Source organism: Crossiella sp. CA-258035, from assembly GCF_030064675.1.
In the GTDB taxonomy this organism is placed as follows: Bacteria; Actinomycetota; Actinomycetes; order Mycobacteriales; family Pseudonocardiaceae; genus Crossiella.
This window is the reverse complement of sequence record NZ_CP116413.1, coordinates 1,020,773-1,041,593: the sequence shown is the minus strand read 5'-3', so window position 1 is coordinate 1,041,593 and position 20,821 is coordinate 1,020,773. Positions and strand designations below refer to the sequence as shown.

The 20,821-nt window shown below is 72.3% G+C and carries 25 protein-coding genes and 1 pseudogene; 12 read left to right on the top strand and 14 right to left on the bottom strand.

Annotated features, from left to right (window positions below; translation table 11 throughout):
• The first annotated feature begins 165 nt into the window (after positions 1-165).
• Together N8J89_RS05060 and N8J89_RS05055 are read left to right on the top strand one after the other, a co-directional pair.
• Positions 166-762, top strand: a complete 597-nt coding sequence (locus tag N8J89_RS05060; protein WP_283663187.1) for an acid phosphatase — start codon at positions 166-168, stop codon at positions 760-762.
• 18 nt (positions 763-780) lie between these two features.
• On the top strand, positions 781-1,266 hold the full coding sequence (locus N8J89_RS05055) for a GNAT family N-acetyltransferase (RefSeq protein WP_283663186.1): 486 nt from the start codon (positions 781-783) through the stop codon (positions 1,264-1,266).
• On the opposite strand, the gene N8J89_RS05050 is transcribed toward N8J89_RS05055, so the two are convergent.
• The 4 genes and pseudogenes from N8J89_RS05050 to N8J89_RS05035 all read right to left on the bottom strand — a co-directional run.
• A complete protein-coding gene (locus tag N8J89_RS05050; protein ID WP_283663185.1) occupies positions 1,259-1,777 on the bottom strand; it encodes a DinB family protein in 519 nt (172 codons plus the stop codon). The two genes, N8J89_RS05055 and N8J89_RS05050, sit on opposite strands and share 8 nt — an antisense overlap.
• Entirely contained in the window at positions 1,752-2,465 is a 714-nt protein-coding gene (locus tag N8J89_RS05045) for a tRNA-dependent cyclodipeptide synthase (protein ID WP_283663184.1), read from the bottom strand. Before N8J89_RS05045 ends, N8J89_RS05050 begins: the two co-directional genes overlap by 26 nt.
• Positions 2,466-2,519: 54 nt before the next feature.
• Entirely contained in the window at positions 2,520-2,930 is a 411-nt protein-coding gene (locus tag N8J89_RS05040) for a LysR substrate-binding domain-containing protein (protein ID WP_283666099.1), read from the bottom strand.
• A gap of 64 nt (positions 2,931-2,994) precedes the next feature.
• Positions 2,995-3,444 (bottom strand): annotated as a pseudogene (locus N8J89_RS05035) (LysR family transcriptional regulator); the annotation flags it as partial.
• Positions 3,445-3,516: 72 nt separating this feature from the next.
• On the opposite strand from N8J89_RS05035, the gene N8J89_RS05030 reads away from it, so the two are divergent.
• Complete coding sequence (locus tag N8J89_RS05030) at positions 3,517-4,455, top strand: EamA family transporter (RefSeq protein ID WP_283663183.1); 939 nt, start codon at positions 3,517-3,519, stop codon at positions 4,453-4,455.
• Here the strand turns inward: N8J89_RS05030 and N8J89_RS05025 are convergent.
• Both N8J89_RS05025 and N8J89_RS05020 read right to left on the bottom strand, forming a co-directional pair.
• Positions 4,412-5,233: a DUF2382 domain-containing protein gene (locus N8J89_RS05025; RefSeq protein WP_283663182.1), complete on the bottom strand. Its 822-nt coding sequence runs from the start codon at positions 5,231-5,233 to the stop codon at positions 4,412-4,414. The genes N8J89_RS05030 and N8J89_RS05025 overlap by 44 nt on opposite strands.
• 133 nt (positions 5,234-5,366) lie before the next feature.
• A complete protein-coding gene (locus N8J89_RS05020; RefSeq protein ID WP_283663181.1) occupies positions 5,367-5,786 on the bottom strand; it encodes a hypothetical protein in 420 nt (139 codons plus the stop codon).
• Positions 5,787-5,948: 162 nt separating this feature from the next.
• Here N8J89_RS05020 and N8J89_RS05015 point away from each other — a divergent pair, with 162 nt between their 5' ends.
• The gene (locus N8J89_RS05015; RefSeq protein ID WP_283663180.1) at positions 5,949-6,863 is read left to right on the top strand and encodes a diacylglycerol/lipid kinase family protein; all 915 of its coding nucleotides are present in this window, start codon (positions 5,949-5,951) and stop codon (positions 6,861-6,863) included.
• Positions 6,864-7,092: 229 nt separating this feature from the next.
• A complete protein-coding gene (locus N8J89_RS05010; protein ID WP_185001773.1) occupies positions 7,093-7,347 on the top strand; it encodes a WhiB family transcriptional regulator in 255 nt (84 codons plus the stop codon).
• Positions 7,348-7,488: 141 nt separating this feature from the next.
• Here the strand turns inward: N8J89_RS05010 and N8J89_RS05005 are convergent, their stop codons facing one another.
• Positions 7,489-8,991, bottom strand: coding sequence for a sensor histidine kinase (locus N8J89_RS05005; RefSeq protein ID WP_283663179.1), 1,503 nt, complete (start codon positions 8,989-8,991; stop codon positions 7,489-7,491).
• 97 nt (positions 8,992-9,088) lie between these two features.
• Here N8J89_RS05005 and N8J89_RS41830 point away from each other — a divergent pair, with 97 nt between their 5' ends.
• Positions 9,089-9,163, top strand: coding sequence for a 50S ribosomal protein bL37 (locus tag N8J89_RS41830; RefSeq protein ID WP_143174383.1), 75 nt, complete (start codon positions 9,089-9,091; stop codon positions 9,161-9,163).
• Positions 9,164-9,244: 81 nt separating this feature from the next.
• Here the strand turns inward: N8J89_RS41830 and rsrA are convergent, their stop codons facing one another.
• Together rsrA and N8J89_RS04995 are read right to left on the bottom strand one after the other, a co-directional pair.
• Positions 9,245-9,604: a mycothiol system anti-sigma-R factor gene (gene rsrA / locus N8J89_RS05000; protein WP_283663178.1), complete on the bottom strand. Its 360-nt coding sequence runs from the start codon at positions 9,602-9,604 to the stop codon at positions 9,245-9,247.
• Positions 9,601-10,230, bottom strand: a complete 630-nt coding sequence (locus tag N8J89_RS04995) for a sigma-70 family RNA polymerase sigma factor (RefSeq protein ID WP_283663177.1) — start codon at positions 10,228-10,230, stop codon at positions 9,601-9,603. The genes rsrA and N8J89_RS04995 overlap by 4 nt, the downstream gene beginning before the upstream one ends.
• A gap of 252 nt (positions 10,231-10,482) precedes the next feature.
• On the opposite strand from N8J89_RS04995, the gene ybaK reads away from it, so the two are divergent.
• Both ybaK and N8J89_RS04985 read left to right on the top strand, forming a co-directional pair.
• Complete coding sequence (gene ybaK / locus N8J89_RS04990) at positions 10,483-10,962, top strand: Cys-tRNA(Pro) deacylase (RefSeq protein ID WP_283663176.1); 480 nt, start codon at positions 10,483-10,485, stop codon at positions 10,960-10,962.
• 36 nt (positions 10,963-10,998) lie between these two features.
• Positions 10,999-11,829: a PPK2 family polyphosphate kinase gene (locus N8J89_RS04985; protein WP_283663175.1), complete on the top strand. Its 831-nt coding sequence runs from the start codon at positions 10,999-11,001 to the stop codon at positions 11,827-11,829.
• Here N8J89_RS04985 and N8J89_RS04980 read toward each other — a convergent pair.
• Genes N8J89_RS04980 through N8J89_RS04965 form a run of 4 tightly spaced genes read right to left on the bottom strand, consistent with a single transcriptional unit; the run spans position 11,826 to position 14,777 of the window.
• Positions 11,826-12,437 (bottom strand): alpha/beta hydrolase family protein, encoded by a 612-nt coding sequence (locus tag N8J89_RS04980; RefSeq protein ID WP_283663174.1) that lies wholly within the window; start codon positions 12,435-12,437, stop codon positions 11,826-11,828. The two genes, N8J89_RS04985 and N8J89_RS04980, sit on opposite strands and share 4 nt — an antisense overlap.
• On the bottom strand, positions 12,434-13,249 hold the full coding sequence (locus N8J89_RS04975; protein WP_283663173.1) for an SOS response-associated peptidase: 816 nt from the start codon (positions 13,247-13,249) through the stop codon (positions 12,434-12,436). Before N8J89_RS04975 ends, N8J89_RS04980 begins: the two co-directional genes overlap by 4 nt.
• A 26-nt stretch (positions 13,250-13,275) precedes the next feature.
• Positions 13,276-14,442, bottom strand: coding sequence for an HAAS signaling domain-containing protein (locus tag N8J89_RS04970; RefSeq protein WP_283663172.1), 1,167 nt, complete (start codon positions 14,440-14,442; stop codon positions 13,276-13,278).
• Positions 14,439-14,777 (bottom strand): PadR family transcriptional regulator, encoded by a 339-nt coding sequence (locus N8J89_RS04965; RefSeq protein WP_283663171.1) that lies wholly within the window; start codon positions 14,775-14,777, stop codon positions 14,439-14,441. The genes N8J89_RS04970 and N8J89_RS04965 overlap by 4 nt, the downstream gene beginning before the upstream one ends.
• A gap of 64 nt (positions 14,778-14,841) precedes the next feature.
• On the opposite strand from N8J89_RS04965, the gene aroA reads away from it, so the two are divergent.
• The 4 genes from aroA (at position 14,842) to N8J89_RS04945 (ending at position 19,057) form a co-directional block, all read left to right on the top strand.
• A complete protein-coding gene (aroA, locus tag N8J89_RS04960; protein ID WP_283663170.1) occupies positions 14,842-16,167 on the top strand; it encodes a 3-phosphoshikimate 1-carboxyvinyltransferase in 1,326 nt (441 codons plus the stop codon).
• A 13-nt stretch (positions 16,168-16,180) separates the two neighbouring features.
• Positions 16,181-17,197 carry a ribosome small subunit-dependent GTPase A gene (gene rsgA / locus N8J89_RS04955; RefSeq protein WP_283663169.1) on the top strand — a complete coding sequence of 339 codons (1,017 nt, stop codon included), beginning with the start codon at positions 16,181-16,183 and terminating at the stop codon, positions 17,195-17,197.
• Positions 17,198-17,415: 218 nt separating this feature from the next.
• Positions 17,416-18,195 (top strand): SCO4651 family lipoprotein, encoded by a 780-nt coding sequence (locus tag N8J89_RS04950; RefSeq protein ID WP_283663168.1) that lies wholly within the window; start codon positions 17,416-17,418, stop codon positions 18,193-18,195.
• 31 nt (positions 18,196-18,226) lie between these two features.
• A complete protein-coding gene (locus tag N8J89_RS04945; RefSeq protein WP_283663167.1) occupies positions 18,227-19,057 on the top strand; it encodes an SCO4651 family lipoprotein in 831 nt (276 codons plus the stop codon).
• A 57-nt stretch (positions 19,058-19,114) separates the two neighbouring features.
• Here the strand turns inward: N8J89_RS04945 and pruA are convergent, their stop codons facing one another.
• The gene (pruA, locus tag N8J89_RS04940) at positions 19,115-20,743 is read right to left on the bottom strand and encodes an L-glutamate gamma-semialdehyde dehydrogenase (protein WP_283663166.1); all 1,629 of its coding nucleotides are present in this window, start codon (positions 20,741-20,743) and stop codon (positions 19,115-19,117) included.
• Positions 20,744-20,821: the final 78 nt, after the last annotated feature.

Below are 20,821 nucleotides of genomic sequence, written 5' to 3'. Positions count from 1 at the left end.
CCTGACTCGCCTCTCGACGACGGGGACCTGTCCAGGTTAGCCGTGCTTCGAACCGGTGACACCTGCCGACGATGACGCCGGAATGCGCGCGCGACGGGCGGAGTTGATGCCGACGGCACAGAATCCACGATGGGACCAGGCCCCGAGCAGAAGGCAGCGGCACGCATGACCCATGACGAGCACCGGGAACCCACCGTCTACCTGCTCCGGCACGGCGAGACCGAGTGGTCCCGCTCCGGTCAGCACACCGGCCGCACCGACATCCCCCTCACCGACCGCGGCCGCGCCCAGGCCGAGGCCGCCGGCCGGACGCTGGCCGCCCTCGGCGTCAAGGGCCGGGTGCTGGCCAGTCCGCGGGGCCGCGCCCAGGTGACCGCCGAGCTGGCTGGGCTGCGGGTGGACGAAGTCACCGAGGACCTGGGCGAGTGGGACTACGGCGACTACGAGGGTGAGACCACCCCGCAGATCAGGGAGACCGTGCCGGGCTGGACGGTCTGGACCCACCCGGTGCCCGGCGGCGAGTCCGCCGAGCAGGTGGGCGCGCGGGCCGACCGGCTGCTCGACCGGGTGCGCGGGCTGTTGCCGGAGACCGACGTGGCGCTGGTCGGGCACGGGCACTTCAGCCGGGTGCTGGTGGCCCGCTGGCTGGAGCTGCCGGCCACCGCGGGGGTCCGGTTCGGGTTGGGCACGGCGGGGATCGCTGTGCTGGGATTCGAGCGTGGTGTGCCGCAGCTCGTGCGGCTGAACCTGCCGACCACCTGAGCGCTGGGGAGGAAACCCGTGACCGACGACCGCATTCGCCGGATCCGGCCGTCCGATGTGGACGCCGTCATCGGACTGATCGAGGGCCTGGCCGAGTACGAGCGCGCCCCGGAGTCCTGCACCATCACCGCCGAGCAGTTGCACACGGCGCTGTTCGGGGAGAACCCCGCGCTGTTCGCGCACGTGGCCGAGGCCGACGGCGTGGTGGTCGGCTGCGCGCTGTGGTTCCTGAACTTCTCCACCTGGGAGGGCAGGCACGGCATCTACCTGGAGGACCTGTTCGTGCTGCCCGAGCACCGCGGCTCCGGCCTGGGCAAGGCGCTGCTGACCGAGCTGGCCAGGGAGTGCGTGCGGCGCGGGTACGGCCGGTTCGAGTGGTCCGTGCTGGACTGGAACACCCCGGCCATCGACTTCTACAAGTCCCTCGGCGCGGTGGCCATGGACGAGTGGACGGTCTACCGGCTGGACGGCGAGGCGCTGGCCGCGGCGGGCAAGCTCACGTGATCAGCGGGTCCCCGGCGGCGGCGACCAGCTCGTAGGCGGTCGCCCCGTCCAGGGACTCGCGCAGCAGGTCGGCGTGGCCGGCGTGCCGGGCGAACTCGGCGACCAGGTGGAACAGCACCCAGCGGGCGGTGCGGGTCTTGCCCTTGACCATCGGGTGGTTCAGCAGGTCCAGGTCCACCTCGCGGTCCAGGTCCAGCCCCGGCACCAGCGCCTCGGTGGTGGCGGCGACCTCGGCCAGGTCGGCCAGCGCCTGCGGCAGGGTCTCGCCGGGGTCCAGGGCGTGGCCTGGGCGGCCGTCGGCCGGGCGGCCCTGCAGCAGGTTGGTCCAGTTCCGCTCCACGCTGACCGCGTGCTTGACCAGCCCGGCCAGGGTCAGCTCGCTGGTCAGCGGGCGGCTGGCGGCGGTCTCCTCGGCCAGGTTGAGCACCGAGCGGCGCAGCGCGGCGCGTTGTTCGGCCAGGAAGGCCAGCAGGGCGTCCCGTTCGTCAGCGACCTCGCGAACCATTGCCATGGACGTGGATCCTGCCAGGGACCTCCGCCCGCCGGGCCGCGATGGTCCGCAGGGTCAGCGAGTCCTGGCCGGGGCGCGGGCACAGCTCGGGCGGGGCGGCGGCGAGCACCTCGGCCAGCTCCAGCGGCCGGGGCTGGCAGCGGGTGGACTCGGGCACGCCGAGGATGCCGGCGCCGTCGATGGCCAGCGGCAGCTCGGCCAGCAGCGAGTGCGCCGCGACCTGCACCTGCCCTCGGGAGCACAGCGCGCCGGGCACCCGGTCGGCCAGCATGGTCGCGGTGGCCCGCAGGCAGGCCGCGCGGAACACCGGGTTGCTCTCGTAGGCCTGCCTGACCTGCTCGAACAGCAGGCGGTAGCGGTAGCGGGCGGCCAGCTCGGCCCAGGGCACCACCAGCGAGCCGGGCAGCGCCAGCGCGGCCAGCGCGCGCCGGGCCCTGGTGTGCAGGCGCTTGCCCTCGCTGCGCGCCTTGTGCAGGGCGCGGTGGGTCTTGTAGCCGACCGCGCGGTAGGTGTGCACGGCGGGCAGGTCGACGACCACCACGTGCAGCGCGGTGAAGTTGGCGGCTGCCCAGCTGGCGTAGCCGAACAGCTCCTCGTCGACCTGGTCGAAGGGGCCAAGGCCGAGCAGCGCGTGCGCGGCCCGGCCGACGGACGTGCGCGGTCGCGGGATCTGACCGGGTGGCGTCACAACATCGATTGGAGCACGACACGCGCGGGCGCTCCCAGTCCCTTCATTGAGTGATCAACCCTTTGGCGCATCGGCGGTGTCCCGATCGGCCCAGTGCGCGCGCAGCGCGGCCACCGTGGCCGCGATCGCCGGCCGCCGGGTGGCCTGCTGCCGCCACACCGCGAACAACCGCCTGGTCGGCGTCGGGACCAGCGGCCGGACCACCACGCCCGCGGGCACCGGCCCCCGCCCGAGCCGGGGCAGCAGGCACACGCCGAGCCCGCGCGCGGCCAGCGCCAGCTGCGACTGGTACTCGGTGACCTGGTGCGCGAGCACCGGTTCCACCCCGCCGCCGCGCAGGGTGCGGATCAGCCAGTCGTGGCAGATCGACCCCGGCGGCTGGCAGATCCAGCGCGCGCCGATGAGCTCCAGCGGGCTCAGCTCGGTCCGGGTGGCCAGCGGGTGGTCCTGGTGCAGCAGCCACATCGGCCACGTCCACCCCGATGTCGGTGCGGGCCAGCCCCTCCGGCATGGCCAGCGGGGTGTTCTCCCAGTCGTGCACCACGGCCAGGTCCAGCTCGCCGCGGGCCACCAGGTCCACCGCCAGGTGCGGGTCCAGCTCGGTCAGCCGCACGTCCAGCTCCGGGTAGGCCCGCGCCAGCTCGGCCAGCGGGGCGGGCATCAGGCCACGGACCGCGGTGGCGAAGGTGGCCACGCTGAGCCGTCCGATCGGCGTGCCGCGCTGCTCCTCCAGCCGCACCTCGGCCTGTTCGACCAGGGCCAGCACCTGCTTGGCGGTGCCTGCCAGGTCCTCCGCGGCGTCGGTGAGCGCGATGCCGCGGCCGCGGCGTTCCAGCAGCACGGTGCCGGTCTCGCGTTCCAGCTTGGCCAGCTGCTGGGACACCGCGGAGGGGGTGTAGCCGAGGGCGGCGGCGGCCGCGTTGACCGAGCCGTGCACCGCGACGGCGTGCAGGGCGCGCAGTCTGCCGAGATCGAGCATGAAGCAATACTAAACAGATCCGCGTAGTGGATTTCGCTGGTGCTTAACTCTCCGCCGGGTGAGGCTGGTGCCGTGAAGCCCGCGCACCTCGCCCTCGCCGTACTGGTCGCCCTGATCTGGGGCCTCAACTTCGTGGTCATCCAGATCGGCCTGGCCGAGGTACCCCCGTTCCTGTTCTCCGCCCTGCGCTTCGCCGCCGCGGCGCTGCCCGCGCTGTTCTTCGTCGGCTCGCCCCGGGTGGCCTGGCGCTGGGTGCTGCTGATGGGGCTGACCCTGGGCGTGGTCAAGTTCGGCCTGCTCTTCGGCGGCATGTACGCCGGCGCGCCGGCCGGGCTGTCCTCACTGGTGTTGCAGAGCCAGGTGCTGTTCACCGTGCTCTTCGCCACGCTGCTGCTCAAGGAGCGGCCCACCCCGCTGCGGCTGGCCGGCACCGGGATCGCGCTGGCCGGCATGGTGCTGGTGGTCGTGGACTACGGCGCGGACAGCCCGGTGGGCGCGCTGCTCATGGTGGTGGGCGCGGCCGCGGTGTGGAGCCTGACCAACATCATCACCCGGTACGCGGCCCCGCCGGACATGCTGCGGTTCATGGTGTGGGTCAGCGCGGTGCCGATCCTGCCACTGCTCGCCCTCTCCGCCGCCTTCGAAGGCGTGGACAGCGGGCTGAACGCGTTGGCGCACCTGGACTTCGCCGGCATCGGCGCGGTGCTTTACGTGGGCTGGGCGGCCACCCTGGCCGGATTCGGCATCTGGGGTTTCCTGCTGCGGGTCTACCCGGCCACCGCGGTGGCGCCGTTCTCCCTGCTGGTGCCGGTGTTCGGCATGTCCTCGGCCGCGCTGCTGCTCGGCGAGGCGCTGACCCCGCTGCGGCTGGCCGCCGCCGCGCTGGTCATCCTCGGCGTCGCACTGGCCTCCGGCGTGGTCAAGGCCGGGGCGCGACGACGAGCGCCGCACCCCGGCCCAGCCCGGCTCAGCGCTTGCGATCCCGCCGATCCCGCGCTTGTTCCTCGGTGACCTCGATCTGTTCCTTGCGCACCTGCCCGGAGACGGTCTCCTCCTCGGTGACCGTCTCCTTGGCCAGCCGCACCCGCTCCACCGGCACCGCCTCGGTGCGCACCACCGGCCGCTCCGCGTGCAGCGTGACCTCGTGCTCGGCCTCGCTGATCTCGGCACCGGACATGGCCTGGTCCCGGTTGGCCTCGGTGATCGGCTCTCGCTCGATCCGGACCTCCTCGTGCCGCACCGGCACGGTGACCTGCTGTTCCTCGGTCACCACGTACTTGCGCAGCCGGACCCGGCCGGTCTCCGTGGTCTCCGCGCCGACCTTGAGCCGCTCCTCCGAGCGGGTCATCGCGTCGTCCCGCCCGTCCGCGGCGGTCCGGTCGTGCGCCGCCCGGTCGTGCGCCGCCCGGTCGTGCGCCGTCGCGGGCGTCCGGGACCGGCCCGCCTGGGTGTCCTGGCGCGGGCCGGGCACCGCCGGGTAGCGCATGCCGTAGTAGTCGTAGAGCTGCTGCTCGTCCTCGCTGGACAGCCGGCCCGCGGCGTCCATCCGGGGTGCGTCGCTGACCTGGTCCTTGGTCACCGCGACCCGCAACGTGTCACCTTCCAGGCTGGCCTGGTCGAGCGGAACGAAGCTCTCCTTCAGACCGAACAGGCCGGTGCGCACGGTCGCCCACGCAGGCCGCCCGGTGCCCTCCTCCAGGTAGACCTGGCCGACCTTGCCGATCTTGGCGCCGTTCCGGTCGCAGACCTCGTCGCCGAACAACTGCGGCACCATCTGCTCGCTGATCATCGCTTCCGTCCTCCCGATCTCCGTTCGCGTCACGCTCGGACGGAGCACGAACTGCCCGCGAGGAACCTGGGCAACCGGGAAAACGGGGCAGACCACCGGGCTGGGTTACCGCAGGGCCACCCGGTCGAGCGAACTACGACTTCTGGTCGGCGGAGTCGTCGTAGGGCCCGATGCCGAGCACCCAGGCCCGCGCGTGCGTGCTGAACAGCAGCACCAGCACGCTCACGCAGTAGACCGCGGCCAGCGAGCCGATCAGCCAGCGCCCGGACGGCCCGAGGGTGTACCAGGCCACGCCGAGCAGCAGCAGCTGCACCACCACCGCCGGCGAGCGGGCCCAGCGCTTGCCGCGCGCCAGCCCGACGGCGGTGGCGATGACCGCGGCGGTCAGGATCGCGAAGTACCCGGCCTCACCGAAGACGTTGCCCGGTTTGGGCGCGCCGTTGAGCGCGCGGACCAGCAGGGCGACCACCAGGACCACACCCGCCAGGCCCTGCAACCCGACCAGCAGACCGGCGAGGCGCACCGCGCGCGGCGCACCCAGGGCTTGTGACATGCAGACAGGCTAGCTATCCCCCGGAAGGGGTGGCCGGGCGGCGCTCGGACGTGACTTGCACCGCATCTTGGTGATCGCCCAGGCACAACGCCGCTGCTGGGCCACCACGATCGGGTCAGGGGTGGACGGCGGAGGGTCACGGGCTGTCATACGCTTCGGGGCGTGCGCGCTCTCCTCGTGGTCAATCCCCAGGCCACCGCCACCTCGGCGGCGGGGCGCGACGTCATCGCCCACGCGCTGGCCAGCGACGTCAAGCTCGACGTCGTGGAGACCAGCTACCGGGGGCATGCCGCGGACGCCGCGGCGCAGGCCGCGCACGACGGTTTTGACCTCGTGGTGGCGCACGGCGGGGATGGCACGGTCAACGAGGTCGTGAACGGACTGCTCTCTGACGGCGTCCGGGACGACGTGCCGATGCTGGGTGTGGTGCCGGGCGGATCCGCGAACGTCTTCGCGCGCGCCCTTGGCCTGCCGGTGGATCCGGTGGAGGCCACGCACCGGCTGCTGCTGGCCATCGAGACCGGCGCCCGGCGCCGGGTCGGGCTGGGCAGGGCGGATGACCGGTGGTTCACCTTCAACGCCGGGATGGGCTGGGACGCCGACGTGGTGGCCGGGGTGGAACGGCACCGGGACAAGAAGGCGACTCCGCTGCTGTACGCGCGGATGGCCGCGACCAGCTACTTCAAGCTGGACCACGGGCACCCGAAGCTCACCGTGCACCTGCCCGACGGTGAACCGGAGACCGGGCTGCACCTGGCCTTCGTGTCCAACACCGACCCGTGGACCTATCTCGGTGAGAAGCCGTTGCGGATCAACCCCGGCTCTTCCTTCGAGGACGGACTCGGTGTGTTTGCTCTGCGTAGCGTCGGGGTACCCACCGTCGTGAAGCACGTCTGGCAGATCCTGCGTCCAGGGGGAAGTCCTCAGGGCGGGAATTTGTTGCGGCGGGACGACGTTGAGTGGATTAGAGTGACCTGCGCGGAACCGGTCCGGCTCCAGGTAGACGGTGATCTGCTGGGCGAGCGGACCGATGTGCGGTTCATGTCCGTGCCCGCAGCACTCAGCGTCGCGGTATGACCTCTGCGTGATCGGGTCATCACCTGGGCGTGACGTCCGCTAGTCGGCGGAATGTCACCCCTTGAAACCGCCAATGGAGAGCGTGTCGATCTTTCGGGTGAGTTGGCTCACCGGATTGGATCGGGCCTCTTGACATTGCCGTAGTTCGTGAAAGCATTCACAAGCACCCACAAACACCCCCGAACCGACTATCGGCACTATTGTTGTGCCTAGCGAGGAGCAAGGAACCATGGACTGGCGCCACCGCGCGACCTGCCGCGACGAGGACCCCGAGCTGTTCTTCCCCGTTGGGAACAGCGGTCCGGCGTTGCTCCAGATCGCCGAGGCGAAGACCGTCTGCCGCCGGTGCCCCGTGATGTCTGACTGCCTGACCTGGGCACTTGAGTCTGGACAGGACGCGGGAGTCTGGGGCGGTATGAGCGAGGACGAGCGTCGTGCGCTGAAGCGTCGCAACGCCCGCACCCGGGCCCGCACTGGAGCCTGAGAGGGTCGCAACCTCCGAACGGCCGACTGACCGGCACTCGCGCGAACGAGTGCCGGTCAGTTGCTTTTTCTGCCTCTCCGGCGAAAACCCCGGTTCTGCCGGTCGCCAACCTGACTAGATAAATCGCCGAGTCCTAATGGGCTAACGGCGTCGTTGCAGCGGAACCCGCAGTACCGCCTCGGTGCCCTTGGTCCCCTGGCGGCGGCGCAGGCTGAGCGATCCGCGCAGCTCGGACTCCACCAGGGTGCGCACGATCTGCAGGCCGAGCCGGTCGGTGCGCTCCAGCGAGAAGCCCTGCGGCAGGCCGCGGCCGTCGTCGGTGATCACCACGTCCAGCCACTTCGCCGAGCGCTCGGCGTGCACCACCACCTCGCCGCGCTGGCCGGGGGTGTAGGCGTGCTCGAAGGCGTTCTGCACCAGCTCGGTCAGCACCATCACCAGCGGGGTGGCCAGTTCCGCCTGCACCACGCCGAACTTGCCCTCGCGGCGGACCACCACCCTGGTCTCCGCGGTGGCCACATCGCTCATCATCGGGATCACCTGGTCCACCACGTCGTCCAGGGACACCCGCTCGTCCACCGACATGGACAGCGTCTCGTGCACCAGCGCGATCGAGGTGACCCGGCGGACCGACTCCTCCAGCACCTGCCGCGCCTCGCTGTTGTTGGTGCGCCTGGACTGCAACCGCAGCAGCGCGGCCACCGTCTGCAGGTTGTTCTTGACCCGGTGGTGGATCTCCCTGATCGTCGCGTCCTTGGACATCAGCGCCCGGTCCCGCCTGGTCACCTCGGTGACGTCGCGGACGAGCACCAGCGCGCCGGCCGCCTTGCCGCGCGGGCGCAGCGGCAGCGCGCGGAAGAGCACGGTCGCGCCGCGGGCCTCAGCCTCCACCCTGGTGCTGGGGTTGCCGTCCAGCGCGGTGCGCATCCGCTGGGCCACCTCGGTGGCGTCGAACGGGTCGGAGACCAGCGAGCGGGTCAGCGGCGCCAGCGCCACCCCGACCAGGTCGGCGGCGTGGCCCATCCGGTGGTAGGCGGAGAGCGCGTTCGGGCTGGCGAAGACCACCGTGCCGGCCGCGTCCAGCCTGATCAGGCCGTCGCCGACCCTGGGGCTGGTGTGCGCGCCTGGCGAGGGCTCCGGCGCGGGGAAGGTGCCGTCGGCGATCATCTGGCACAGGTCGGCCGCGCTGCCCAGGTAGGCGATCTCCAGCGGGCTGGGCACCCTGGGCACGGCCAGGTTGATGTCCCGGCTGAGCACCGCGATGACCTTGCCCTCGTAGCGCACCGGGATGGTCTCCCTGCGCACCGGCACGCCCAGGTGCCAGCGCGGGTCCTCCTCCCGGCAGATCCGCTCCTCCACCACGGCCCTGCGCAGCTGCGGGTGGTCCGGCGCGGCGACCACGGTGCTGACCATGTCCTCCGGGTGCGCGGTGGGCGCGGTCTGCGGGCGGGCCTGGGCCACGCACAGGAACCGCGCCTCGGCGACCCCGTCCGCGGTGGCCGCCTCCAGCGGGACCCACATCAGGAAGTCGGCGAAGGACAGGTCGGACAGCAGCTGCCATTCCCCGACCACCAGTTGCAGGTGGTCGACGGCGACCCCCGGCAGGCGGGTGTGCTCGGCGAGCAGCTCACTCAGAGTGGACACGGTGGTCCATCATCCCCGAGCACGCGGCCCACTGCCGTCAGCGGCTCCCGGTCGTGACAGACTGGGGGGAAGCAAGCCCAAGACTGAGGAGAACGCGATGTCCAAGCGCGCCCGCAAGAAGCGCGACCGCAAGAAGCGCGGCGCCAACCACGGCAAGCGTCCCAACGCCTGACCGTGCGGCAGAGCAAAGCCCCCGGGACCGCGAGGTCTACCGGGGGCTTCGTGCTTTGCGGGCGCGGTGTGCGCTGCGGGCTCAGTCGTCCTGCTTGACCGTCTCCGGCAGCTCGATCCGCTCGGCGCGCAGCGAGACCTCCACGGTCTTGCCCTCGGGGCCGCACTCCACGGTCACCTCGGCCTGCTCCAGCACGGTCCTGCGGATGGTGGCGCGCAGCCGCTGCTTGAGCGTGTCCGGGGCGGCCTCCCCACCGCACTTGCGGGCCAGCAGGGCCTTGAGGTACTCGTCGATGCCGTACTGCTCCAGGCACGGGCTGCACTCGTTGAGGTGCTGGCGCAGCAGCTCGCGGCGGGTCTTGTCGCATTCCTGGTCCAGGAACATCCAGACCTCGGCGAGCACGTCCTTGCAGTCGGTCTCGTGGGGTTCGCCGCAACTCATGACCCGGCCACCTCCTGGGCGGCCCGGCCGCGCAGGAAACCGCGGTCCTTGGCCACGTCGGTGAGCGACTCCTTGAGCTGGCGGCGGCCGCGGTGCAGCCGGGACATCACGGTGCCGATGGGCGTGCCCATGATCTCGGCGATCTCCTTGTACGCGAACCCCTCGACGTCGGCGAGGTAGACCGCCATCCGGAAGTCCTCCGGCAGCTGCTGGAGGGCGTTCTTGACGTCGCTGTCCGGCAGCCGGTCCAGCGCCTCCACCTCGGCCGAGCGCAGGCCGGTGCTGCTGTGCCGCTCGGCCTGGGCGAGCTGCCAGTCGGCGATCTCGTCGGTCGGCGACTGCTGCGGCTGGCGCTGCTTGCGCCGGTAGCCGTTGATGTAGGTGTTGGTCAGGATGCGGTACAGCCAGGCCTTGAGGTTGGTGCCCTCGGCGAAGGAGGAGAAGGCGGAGTACGCCTTCAGGAAGGTCTCCTGCACGAGGTCCTCGGCGTCGGCCGGGTTGCGGGTCATCCGCAGCGCGGCCGCGTACAGCTGGTCGAGCAGCGGCATCGCGTCCCGCTCGAAGCGGGCAGCGCGGTCGTCCGCTGTCTCGTCCTCGGTTCTGGTCTCTGGTGCGGTGCCTGGCACCTGGCTCCCTTCCCGCACGCCGGAGCGTGGGCTTGGGGTTGTGGTAACAACCGCCGGCAGCTCCACCACGGGAAATGTCGGCGTCGGTGCTGAGGATACGCCGCGCAGCGCGCCTCGGCCGGGCCGCGCGGCGGCAGGGCGGAGCGGGCAGGTCATCTCGGTTCCCACGATCGGCACAACGCGGCGGCACCCGTACGCATTCCGCGATATCCGGCGGCGTGCGCCACACATCGCGATCTATGCTTCGCCGTCATGGCGGGACGAGGGACTCCGGCGACCGCGCTGCTGGTCAAGCAGCGGATCGCGCACACGCTGCACTCCTACGACCACGATCCGCGGCACGACTCCTACGGCCTGGAGGCGGCCGAGGCGCTCGGGCTGGCGCCGGAGCGGGTGTTCAAGACGCTGGTGGCCGAGGTGGACGGGGCGCTGGCGGTGGGCGTGGTGCCGGTCACCGCGCAGCTGGACCTCAAGGCGCTGGCCGCGGCGCTGGGCGGCAAGAAGGCCAAGATGGCCGTGGTCGCCGACGCGGAGCGGGCCACCGGGTACGTGGCAGGCGGGATCTCGCCGCTGGGGCAGAAGAAGCGGCTGCCGCTGGTGCTGGACGACTCGGCCAACGGCTTCGAGACGATCTTCTGCAGCGCCGGGCGGCGCGGGCTGGAAGTGGAGCTCTCCCCCGCTGACCTGGCCAGCCTGACCAAGGCTGTGCTGGCCCCGATCGCGGCCGCCTGACCAGCGGGATCGCCGCGGCCTGGCTACGCTGCGCGGATGGCCAGGAAGTCGGTTCGGGACGTGCTGCGGCTGGACACGGTTGACCTCGCGGCGCTGGATCCCGCGGGCCGCCCGATCGGCCCGAAGTCCAAGAAGGCGGCGGCCGAGGAGCTGGCCGCCACCGGCGCCGAGCTGGCCGACCTGCAGGAGGCGCTCTACGCCGAGGACCGGCGCTCGGTGCTGCTGGTGTTGCAGGGCATGGACACCTCCGGCAAGGGCGGCACCATCCGGCACGTGGTCGGGCTGGTGAACCCGCAGGGCCTGCACATCGCCTCGTTCAAGAAGCCGACCCCGGCCGAGCGCAGGCACCACTTCCTGTGGCGGGTGCGCAAGCTGCTGCCGGAGCTGGGCCGGATCGGCGTGTTCGACCGCTCGCACTACGAGGACGTGCTGGTGCCCAAGGTCGAGGGCCAGCTCAGCGCGGCCGCGGCGCGCACCCGCTACCAGGAGATCAACGCATTCGAGCGCGAGCTGGCCGAGTCCGGAGTGACCGTGCTGAAGTGCTTCCTGCACATCTCGCCGGATGTGCAGCGGGAGCGGCTGCTGGCCAGGCTGGACGATCCGCGCAAGCACTGGAAGTACACCCCGGCCGACATCGACGGCCGGTCCAAGTGGTCCCGCTACCAGCAGGCCTACACCGCGGCGCTGAAGCACTGCTCGGCCACGCCCTGGTACGCGGTGCCCGCGGACCGGAAGTGGTACCGGAACTGGGCGGTGAGCCGCCTGCTGCTGGAGACGATGCGCGAGCTGGACCCGAAGTTCCCGCCGCCCGCCTACGACATCGAGGCGGAGAAGGCCCGGTTGCTCAACGCGGACCCGCTGGCCTAGTCGAGCGGGCGCAGCACGCGCGGCAGCCAGTCGCCGACCGCGCGGTAGACGCCCTCCACGTCGGCCTTGAGGTTGTGGTCCCCGGCCAGGGTGACCAGCTCGCGGTGATGGCCGGGTTCCGGCATGCCGAACGGGTCCTTCTCGCCCTGCACGACCAGCGCCGGCACCTCCACCGCGTCCAGCTCCGGCATCCGGGACTTCTCCGGCTTGCCCGGCGGGTGCACCGGGAAGGCCAGGCACAGCACCGCCGCCGCCTGTCCCTGCGCCGCGGTCCGGCAGGCCACCCTGGCTCCGGAGGACCGGCCGCCGAAGACCATCGGCAGGCCGTCGCACCAGCTGGTGGCCAGCTCGGCGACCACGGCCAGCCAGGCCGCGTCCAGCTGCTTGGCCGGGGCGGGGGCGCGCCGCCCGGCCACCCGGTAGGGCTGTTCGACCAGCACCACGTGCACCCCGGCCGCGGTGGCCGCCCTGGTCGCGGCGACCAGGTCGGGGGCGTCGATGCCGCCGCCCGCGCCGTGGCCGAGCAGCAGCGCGGCCCTGCTCTCGGCGGCGCAGTGCAGCTCGGCCCTGGCCGGACCGTGCGGGGTGGCCAGCTCCATCCTGGTCATGGCAGCTCGAACAGGGCCTGGCCGTCGGCCTCGACCTGCTTCTTCTTGGCCGGGGCCTTCCGCTTGGGCGCGGGGTCGAGCTGCACCGCGCCGGGCTCGACCCGGTCCATCAGCTCGGGGTTGTTGTTGCGGACGTTGTTGACCGCGGTGGACACCGGCCGCAGCTCCAGCGCCTCGATCAGCTCCGGGCTGGGCGGGGCGAGCAGGTCGGCGACCTCGGTGCGGTCCGGGTCCAGCCAGTCCGCCCACTTCTCCGGCGGCAGCAGCAGCGGCATCCGGTGGTGGATCCCGGCCAGCGGCCCGAACGCGTCGGTGGTCAGCACCGCGCAGGTGACCAGCGGCGCCTCATCCGGCGCGCCAGGACGGCGCCAGGTGGCCCACAGCGCGGCCATGGCCAGGCTGGAGCCGTCCGGGTTGGTCACGTAGAACGGCTGCTTGGTGCCGCCCTCCTGCTGCCACTCGTACCAGCCGTCAGCGGGCATCAGGCAGCGGTAGTGCTTGACCGAGGTCCGGTACGCGGGCTTCTCCGCCGCCGTCTCGGACCTGGCGTTGATCATCTTCGCCGCGATGCCGGGATCCTTGGCCCACTTGGGCACCAGCCCCCAGCGCATCACCCGCAGGGTCCGCTCGGTGGTCTCCGGATCGGGGTTGCCCTCGGCGTCCCTGGGGTGCCGCTGCACCACGGCGATCACCGGTTTGGTCGGCGCGACGTTGTAGTCAGGGCCGCTGACCAGCCCGCCGGTCGCGTCCACCGCGCCGAACTCCTCCACCAGCCGAGCCGGGTCCTTCACCGCCGAGTACCGCCCGCACATGGTGCACACGGTACGCCGACACACCGTCACCGCCTGGCGACACCGGCGCGCCAGGCCGCCAGCAGTGGCAGGGCGACCACGAACAGCAGGCCCAGTCCGAGCCGGATGCTCCGGTCCGCGGGCACCCAGGCCGGGCCGGGAGCCTGAGCACCGGCCGGAACGGTCTGGGCCATGGCCTCGTCCACCCGCGCCGAGACCGCCCGGCGTTCCTCGTAGTCCGCGGGCAGCGGGTGCTGGGCGGCCACCCTGGTGATGCCGCCGACGCTGCTGGCGTGCTGGGCGAGCAGCACGACCCCGACCGGTGCGGTGACCACGGCCAGCGCGACCAGCGCCTTCGCGGCCGTGGGCAGGCCGGTCCTGGTGACCAGCAGGGCCCCGACGGCCAGCAGCAGCGCGGCGGCGACCGCGGCCAGCACGGTCAGCGGAGTTGTCAGCAGCGTGCCGACCGAGGTGCCGAGGTGGGCGCCGGAGAGCAGCAGGGCGGTGGCCAGGCCGACCACCGGGGTGAGCAGCAGGGTGAACGCGCCGAGGGGCACCCGGGGGTCCTGGCGGCGCAGGCGGAGGCCGGCCAGCACCGGCAGGCCGAGGCCGAGCAGCAGCAGGGCGAGCTGGCCGAGCGTGGTCAGCCAGGGGTCGGTGTGCCAGGCCACGGACAGGGTCTTGCCGGGGCCGAGCGGGACCTGGGCGCCGGGGCCGGGTCCGTACTGGAAGACCTTGTCCAGGATGCCGCCGAGCCCGGCCAGGACCGGGGCGAGCGCGCCGAGTGCGCCCAGCGCGCGGGCGCTGGGAGCCGCGCCGGAGCGCAGCACCATGGTCAGCACCACGGCGCAGGCGAGGGCGATCGCGGCCATGTTCAGCAGGCCGGGTGGCAGTGCGGGGGTCAGGTAGAGCAGGCCGGTCAGCGGCAACAGCAGCAGGCCGGTGGCGGCGCGGGCGCGGGCCGGGGACACCGGCGGCAGGCCCTCGGCGGCCACGATGTCGGCCGGATCGCCCAGCCGCGCGAGCGCCTCCGCCACGTCCTCGCCCCCGGCGACGACGGCGTCCAGGTGTTCGACCAACTCCTCGCGCAGCTCGGCGCGACGGGGCTGCGGCAGTGCGGCGGCAGCCTGGTCGAAGCGGGCCAGCCACTCAAGCGTCAGAGGATGCCCAACGGCAGGATTTTCGCTCGATCCTGCAAGCAGATCTTCGTTCATTCGTCTCCCTCGAGAACCTGGTCCACCGCGGCGCTGAAGCTGCGCCAGTGGCGGCGGAACCCCTCCAGTGCGGTCCGGCCCTGCTCGGTCAGCTCGTAGTAGCGACGCGGCGGGCCCTGGTCCGAGGGCTGCCAGCTGGTCTCCAGCAGCTCCTCCTTCCGCAGCCGGGACAGCAGCGGGTAGATCGTGCCCTCGGTGGTGCCCAGGCCCTGCTTCGCGGCCAGCTCGCGGACCAGGTCGAAGCCGTAGCGCGGGCCCCTGGCCAGCAGGGCCAGCACACAGTGCTCGATCACGCCCCGGCGGAGCTGGGCGAGCAGCTGCGGATCTTGCGTCATGACCGCAAGGTACCTTGCGGCGCAAGATAGCGGCAAAGTGGATCGGGTCGAGGCTGTTCAGAGCATGTCCATCGGCATGGGGGACGATGTGCGGGTGAACGCCACTGTCAGCACTCCGTGGTCCGCGCCGGTCGCCGAGGGGCCAGTGCGCGCGACCGTGCCGGTTCCCGGCTCGAAGTCGATCACCAACCGGGCGCTGGTGCTCGCCGCGCTCGCCGAGGACTCCTCGACCCTGCACGCGCCGTTGCGCAGCCGGGACACCCTGCTGATGGCCCAGGCCCTGCGCGCGCTGGGCGTCGGTGTGGCCGACAACCCGGCCGACGGCTCCTGGACGGTCACCCCCGCCCCGCTGGCCGGCCCGGCCGAGGTGGACTGCGGGCTGGCCGGCACGGTCATGCGCTTCCTGCCGCCGGTGGGTGTGCTGGCCGACGGCGAGATCCGCTTCGACGGCGACCCGCACGCCCGGCTGCGCCCGATGGGCACCGTGCTGGACGCGCTGCGCGCGCTGGGCGCGGAGATCACCGGCGAGGCGCTGCCGTTCACCGTGCACGGCCAGGGCGGGCTGGGCGGCGGCGAGGTGACCATCGACGCCTCCGGCTCCTCCCAGTTCGTCTCCGGGCTGCTACTGGCAGGCGCCCGCTACGACCGCGGCGTGATCGTCCGGCACCGGGGCAAGCCGGTGCCCTCGCTGCCGCACATCGAGATGACCGTGCGGATGCTGCGCGCCGCCGGGGTCATCGTGGACACCGCCGAGGCGGACACCTGGACCGTGCTGCCCGGCCCGGTCGCCGCGCACGACCTGGTGATCGAGCCGGACCTGTCCAACGCCACCCCGTTCCTGGCCGCGGCCGCGGTCACCGGCGGCGAGGTCACCGTGCCGCACTGGCCCGCCGAGACCACCCAGGCCGGGGACGGCATCCGCGAGCTGCTGGGCCGGATGGGCTGCCAGGTGGCGCTGACCGCCGACGGGCTGACCGTGCGCGGCCCCGACCGGCTCCAGGGCATCGAGGCCGACCTGCGCGACGTCTCCGAGCTGACCCCGACCGTGGCCGCGCTGTGCGCGCTCGCCGAGGGCCCGTCCCACCTGCGCGGGGTGGCGCACATCCGCGGCCACGAGACCGACCGGCTGGCCGCGCTGCGCGCCGAGCTCAGCGGCCTGGGCTGCGCGGTGGAGGAGACCGAGGACGGCCTGCGGATCAACCCCCGGCCGCTGACCGGCGGGCCCTGGCAGGCCTACGCGGACCACCGGATGGCCACCGCGGGCGCGATCCTCGGCCTGGTGGTGCCGGGGGTGGTGGTCGACGACATCCTCAGCACCACCAAGACCATCCCGGACTTCCGGGGCATGTGGTCGACCATGCTCGGCCAGCCGGTCGGGGTCGCCGGGTGATCGGGGTGGCACGGTGAAGCAGGGCTGGCGCAACCTGGACGAGTCCGATGTGCGGGTGCGCCCTGGCAAGGGCACCCGGCCGCGCAGCAAGCAGCGGCCCAAGCACGCCGACGCCGAGCAGGCCATGGTGATCACCGTGGACCGCGGCCGGTGGACCTGCGCGGTCGGCGGCGATCCCAGCCGCAAGGTGACCGCGATGCGCGCCCGCGAGCTGGGCCGCACGCCGATCGTGGTCGGTGACCAGGTGGACCTGGTCGGCGACACCTCCGGCCAGACCGACACGCTGGCCAGGATCGTCAGGGTGAGCGAGCGCAGCAGCGTGCTGCGCCGCACCGCCGACGACACCGACGACACCGAGCGGGTGGTGGTGGCCAACGCCAGCCAGCTGGTGATCGTGGTCGCGCTGGCCGACCCGCCGCCGCGCCCCGGCTTCATCGACCGCTGCCTGGTCGCGGCCTACGCGGGCAAGCTGGACCCGGTGCTGTGCCTGACCAAGGCCGACCTGGCCGGGGCGGAAGCCCTGCTCGCCGCCTACTCCGGGCTGGACCTGCGGGTGGTGGTCACCCGCTTCGACGAGGAGCCTGCCGAGCTGCGCGCGCTGCTGGCCGGACAGGTCTCCGCGCTGGTCGGCCACTCGGGCGTGGGCAAGTCCACCCTGGTCAACAAGCTGCTGCCGGGCGTGGACCGGGCCACCGGCGAGGTCAGCGGGGTCGGCAAGGGCAGGCACACCTCGACCTCCACGCTGGCCCTGCCGCTGCCGCCGGAGGTGGGCGGCTGGGTGATCGACACCCCCGGCATCCGCTCCTTCGGCCTGGCCCACGTCAAGCCGGACGACCTGGTCAAGCACTTCGACGACCTGGCCGCGACGGCCGAGGAGTGCCCGGTCAACTGCGGCCACCTCGGCCCGCCTGCCGACCCGGACTGCGCGCTGGAGACCCTGCTCGCCCACGGCGGGCCGACCGCGGACCGGATCGTCTCGCTGCGCAGGCTGCTGGTCTCCCGCGCGGGCAAGGACGAACTGGCCGACTGACCTGAGCTAACCGACCGGCTAACGCGGCGGCTAGCTCGGCGACAGCGAGGCGTCAGTGGGTTTCTTTAGGTTCTTCTCCAGGGGGGAACACCAGCAGGCTCGCCGGCCGCAACCGGCCGGCTGCTGGGGGGAGGGCAGCGGTACGGCGCCTGCGACGACCAGGGGGGACGTCGTGGCGTCGTACTGCGCGCCCGGCACATCTTCTGGGGGGAACACCGATGCGTCCACTGCTGCTCGCCGTCGCGGGCGCACTTCTGCTGACCGGCTGCACGAGCGCCCCGCCCGCGCCGGCCGGACTGCCCAAGATCGGCACTGTCGCGGAGTTCGCGGCCAAGGTCAACGACGCGATGCTGGCCAAGAAGACGGCAGCGCACCACGGCGTGTTCATCGACCCGGACAGCGCCAAGTTCAGCGTGCGGGCCCAGGGCCGGCTCCGGCTGGCGCCCGGCGGGCAGGCCGACTCCTATCTCGCCGCCGAGGCGACCGCCTGGCCGTTCACCCTGGTCACCGTGCCGGAGGGCACGTTCGTCTGGTCCAAGGAGAGCGCCGAGAACAACCAGGCCCAGCCCTGGCTCCAGGTCCGCGGCGACGACGACCCCGAGCTGGCCTACACCGCCGAGCCGCTGAAGCACGGCATGTCCTGGCTGACCGAGCCGAGCAGGCAGCTCGACCTGCTGGGCCAGGTCGGCAAGCTGGACAGCGCCGCTGACGACGAGCTGAACCGCAGGCGCACGGTCAAGTACACCTTCACCGTCGACCTGCGCCGGGCCGCCGAGTCGACCACCGACCGGGCCGCCAAGGCCCGGCTGACCGACCGGGCCGACAAGGGCTGGCGCACCGCCCAGCACGAGGTCTGGCTGGACGCCGACCACCTGCCGGTGCGCTGGTGGGTGCAGCAGACCCGCGAGGGCGGCATGCCGGCCACCACGGACATCCAGTACCAGGACTGGGGCAAGCCGGTGGAGATCGCGGCCCCGCCCGCGCACCAGATCCGCTGACCCGGTCCCAAAAACCACCGAAGGACACCCCATGCGCACCACCCTGCTCGCGGCAGCCGCGAGCGCCCTCACCCTGACCACGCTGGCCGCCTGCTCCGGGGGCTCGCCCGCCGCCCAGTCCCCCGCGCCCACGTCGGCCGCGGCATCGGCGGCCAAGCTGGCCAGCCCGGCCGAGCTCGCCACCGCGGTCAACGCGGCCATGCTGGCGAAGAAGACGGTCCACCTCAGCTCCGCCGCCACTGACTCGCGCAAGCCCGCGGAAGCGCTCACGTCGAAGAGCCAGCTCCGCTTCGAGGACGGTGGCCGGGTCTCCTCCCTGATAGTCGCCGAGGACCCCGCGGGTGCTGCCACGACGGTCCTTCAGCTGCCCACGGAGTCGTTCCTGAAGAGCGCCGATCAGGAGCAGGAGACCCCCGGCAAGCCGTGGCGGCGGATCAAGGCTGACGGCGATGACGTCTTCTCGAAGGTCATGACGCCGTTCGTGGCGCGCTTCACCGAAGGTAGCGATCCGAGCCGGGGCATCGCGCACTTCGGTGCAGCCGGGCAGCTCGACGCCCCGGTCGCCGAGCAGGTCGACGGCGTGGCCGCGATCCGCTACACGATCACCGTCGACTACGCCAAGCTCGCGGCAGCCACGACCGACAAACTTGTCAAGGCGAACTACGAGTCGAAGGTCAAGCTCAACCGGAACGCGATGAAGCACGAGGTGTGGCTGGACGCGGGCAACCTGCCGCTGCGCTGGCGGGCCACCGAGATCGGCAAGGTCGAGTTCACCACCACCGTGGACGCCAAGTTCCAGGACTGGGGCAAGCCGGTGGAGATCACCGCGCCGCCTGCCGCTCAGATCGGCCAGCCCAGCTGACCAGCGAAACGGCCCGCCGCGATTCGATCGCGGCGGGCCGTTCGTCGTTGCGGGGGCTCAGCCCATGTGCGGGTACCCGGTCGCCGTCGGCGGCACGAAGGTCTCCTTGATCGAGCGCGGGCTGGTCCAGCGCAGCAGGTTCAGCACCGAACCGGCCTTGTCGTTGGTGCCGGAGCCGCGGCTGCCGCCGAAGGGCTGCTGGCCGACGACCGCGCCGGTGGGCTTGTCGTTGACGTAGAAGTTGCCGGCCGCGAAGCGCAGCGCCCGGTGCGCCTGCTCGATCGCGGTGCGGTCGGTGGCGAAGACGGCGCCGGTGAGCGCGTACGGGGTGGAGTTGTCGGCCAGCTCCAGCACCTTGGCGTAGTCGGCGTCCTCGTAGACGTGCACCGCGATGATCGGCCCGAAGTACTCGGTGGTGAACACCTCGTTCATCGGGTCGGTGCCGACCAGCACGGTGGGCTGCACGAAGTAGCCGACCGAGTCATCGCAGGTGCCGCCGGCCAGCACCTCGATGGTCGGGTCGGCGGCGGCCTTGGCCAGCGCGTCCTTGTGCTTGGCGAAGGCCCGCGCGTCGATCACCGCGCCGCCGAAGAAGCTGAAGTCGGTGACGTCGCCGTAGGTGATCTGCTTGGTCAGGTCGGCGATCTGCTCGCGCAGGCCGCCCTCCCACAGCGAACGCGGCAGGTAGGCGCGGCTGGCCGCGGAGCACTTCTGGCCCTGGTACTCGAACGCGCCGCGGACCACGCCGACGGCCACCGCGGTCGGATCGGCCGAGGGGTGCGCGACGATGAAGTCCTTGCCGCCGGTCTCGCCGACCAGGCGCGGGTAGCTGCGGTAGTTGTCCAGGTTGCCCGCGATGTTCTGCCACAGCGCCTTGAAGGTCGCGGTGGAGCCGGTGAAGTGCAGCCCGGCGAACTCGGGGTCGGTCAGCGCGACCTCGCTCACCGCGTGCCCGTCCCCGGTGACCAGGTTGATCACGCCGGCGGGCAGGCCGGCCGCCTCCAGCAGCCGCATGGTGTGGTGCGCGGCCAGCTGCTGGGTCGGCGAGGGCTTCCACACCACGGTGTTGCCCATCAGCGCCGGGGACAGCGGCAGGTTGCCGGCGATGGCGGTGAAGTTGAACGGGGTGATCGCGACGGTGAAGCCGTCCAGCGGGCGGTGGTCGAACCGGTTCCACATGCCCGGCGCGGAGATCGGCTGCTCGGCGATCAGCTGGCGGCCGAACTGCACGTTGAAGCGCAGGAAGTCGATGAACTCGCAGGCGGCGTCGATCTCGGCTTGCTGGGCCGACTTGGACTGGCCGAGGATGGTGGCCGCGTTGATGGTGTCCCGCCACGGGCCCGCGAGCAGGTCGGCGGCGCGCAGCAGCACCGCGGCCCGCTCGTCGAAGGGCAGGTCGCGCCACGCCGGGGCGGCCTCCTTGGCCGCGCGCACCGCGGCGGCCACGTCGTCCTTGGTGGCCTGCGCGGTGACGCCCAGCACGTGCTGGTGGTCGTGCGGCTGCACCACCTTGACCTGCTCGCCACCGGCCATCCGCTGCTGACCACCGATGGTCATGGTCAGTTCGAGCTGCTCGGCCTCCAGCTCGGCGATCCGCCGCTGGAGCGAGGCACGCTCGGGAGAGCCGGGCGCGTAGCCGCGAACGGGCTCGTTCACCGGGGCCGGGACGGACGTGATGGCGTCCATGGTGTGGCGCCTCCTTGCGCAGACATGGGACGGGTCGGTACGGCCCATCCTTACATCCGTACCGGCAGGTAACCGCCC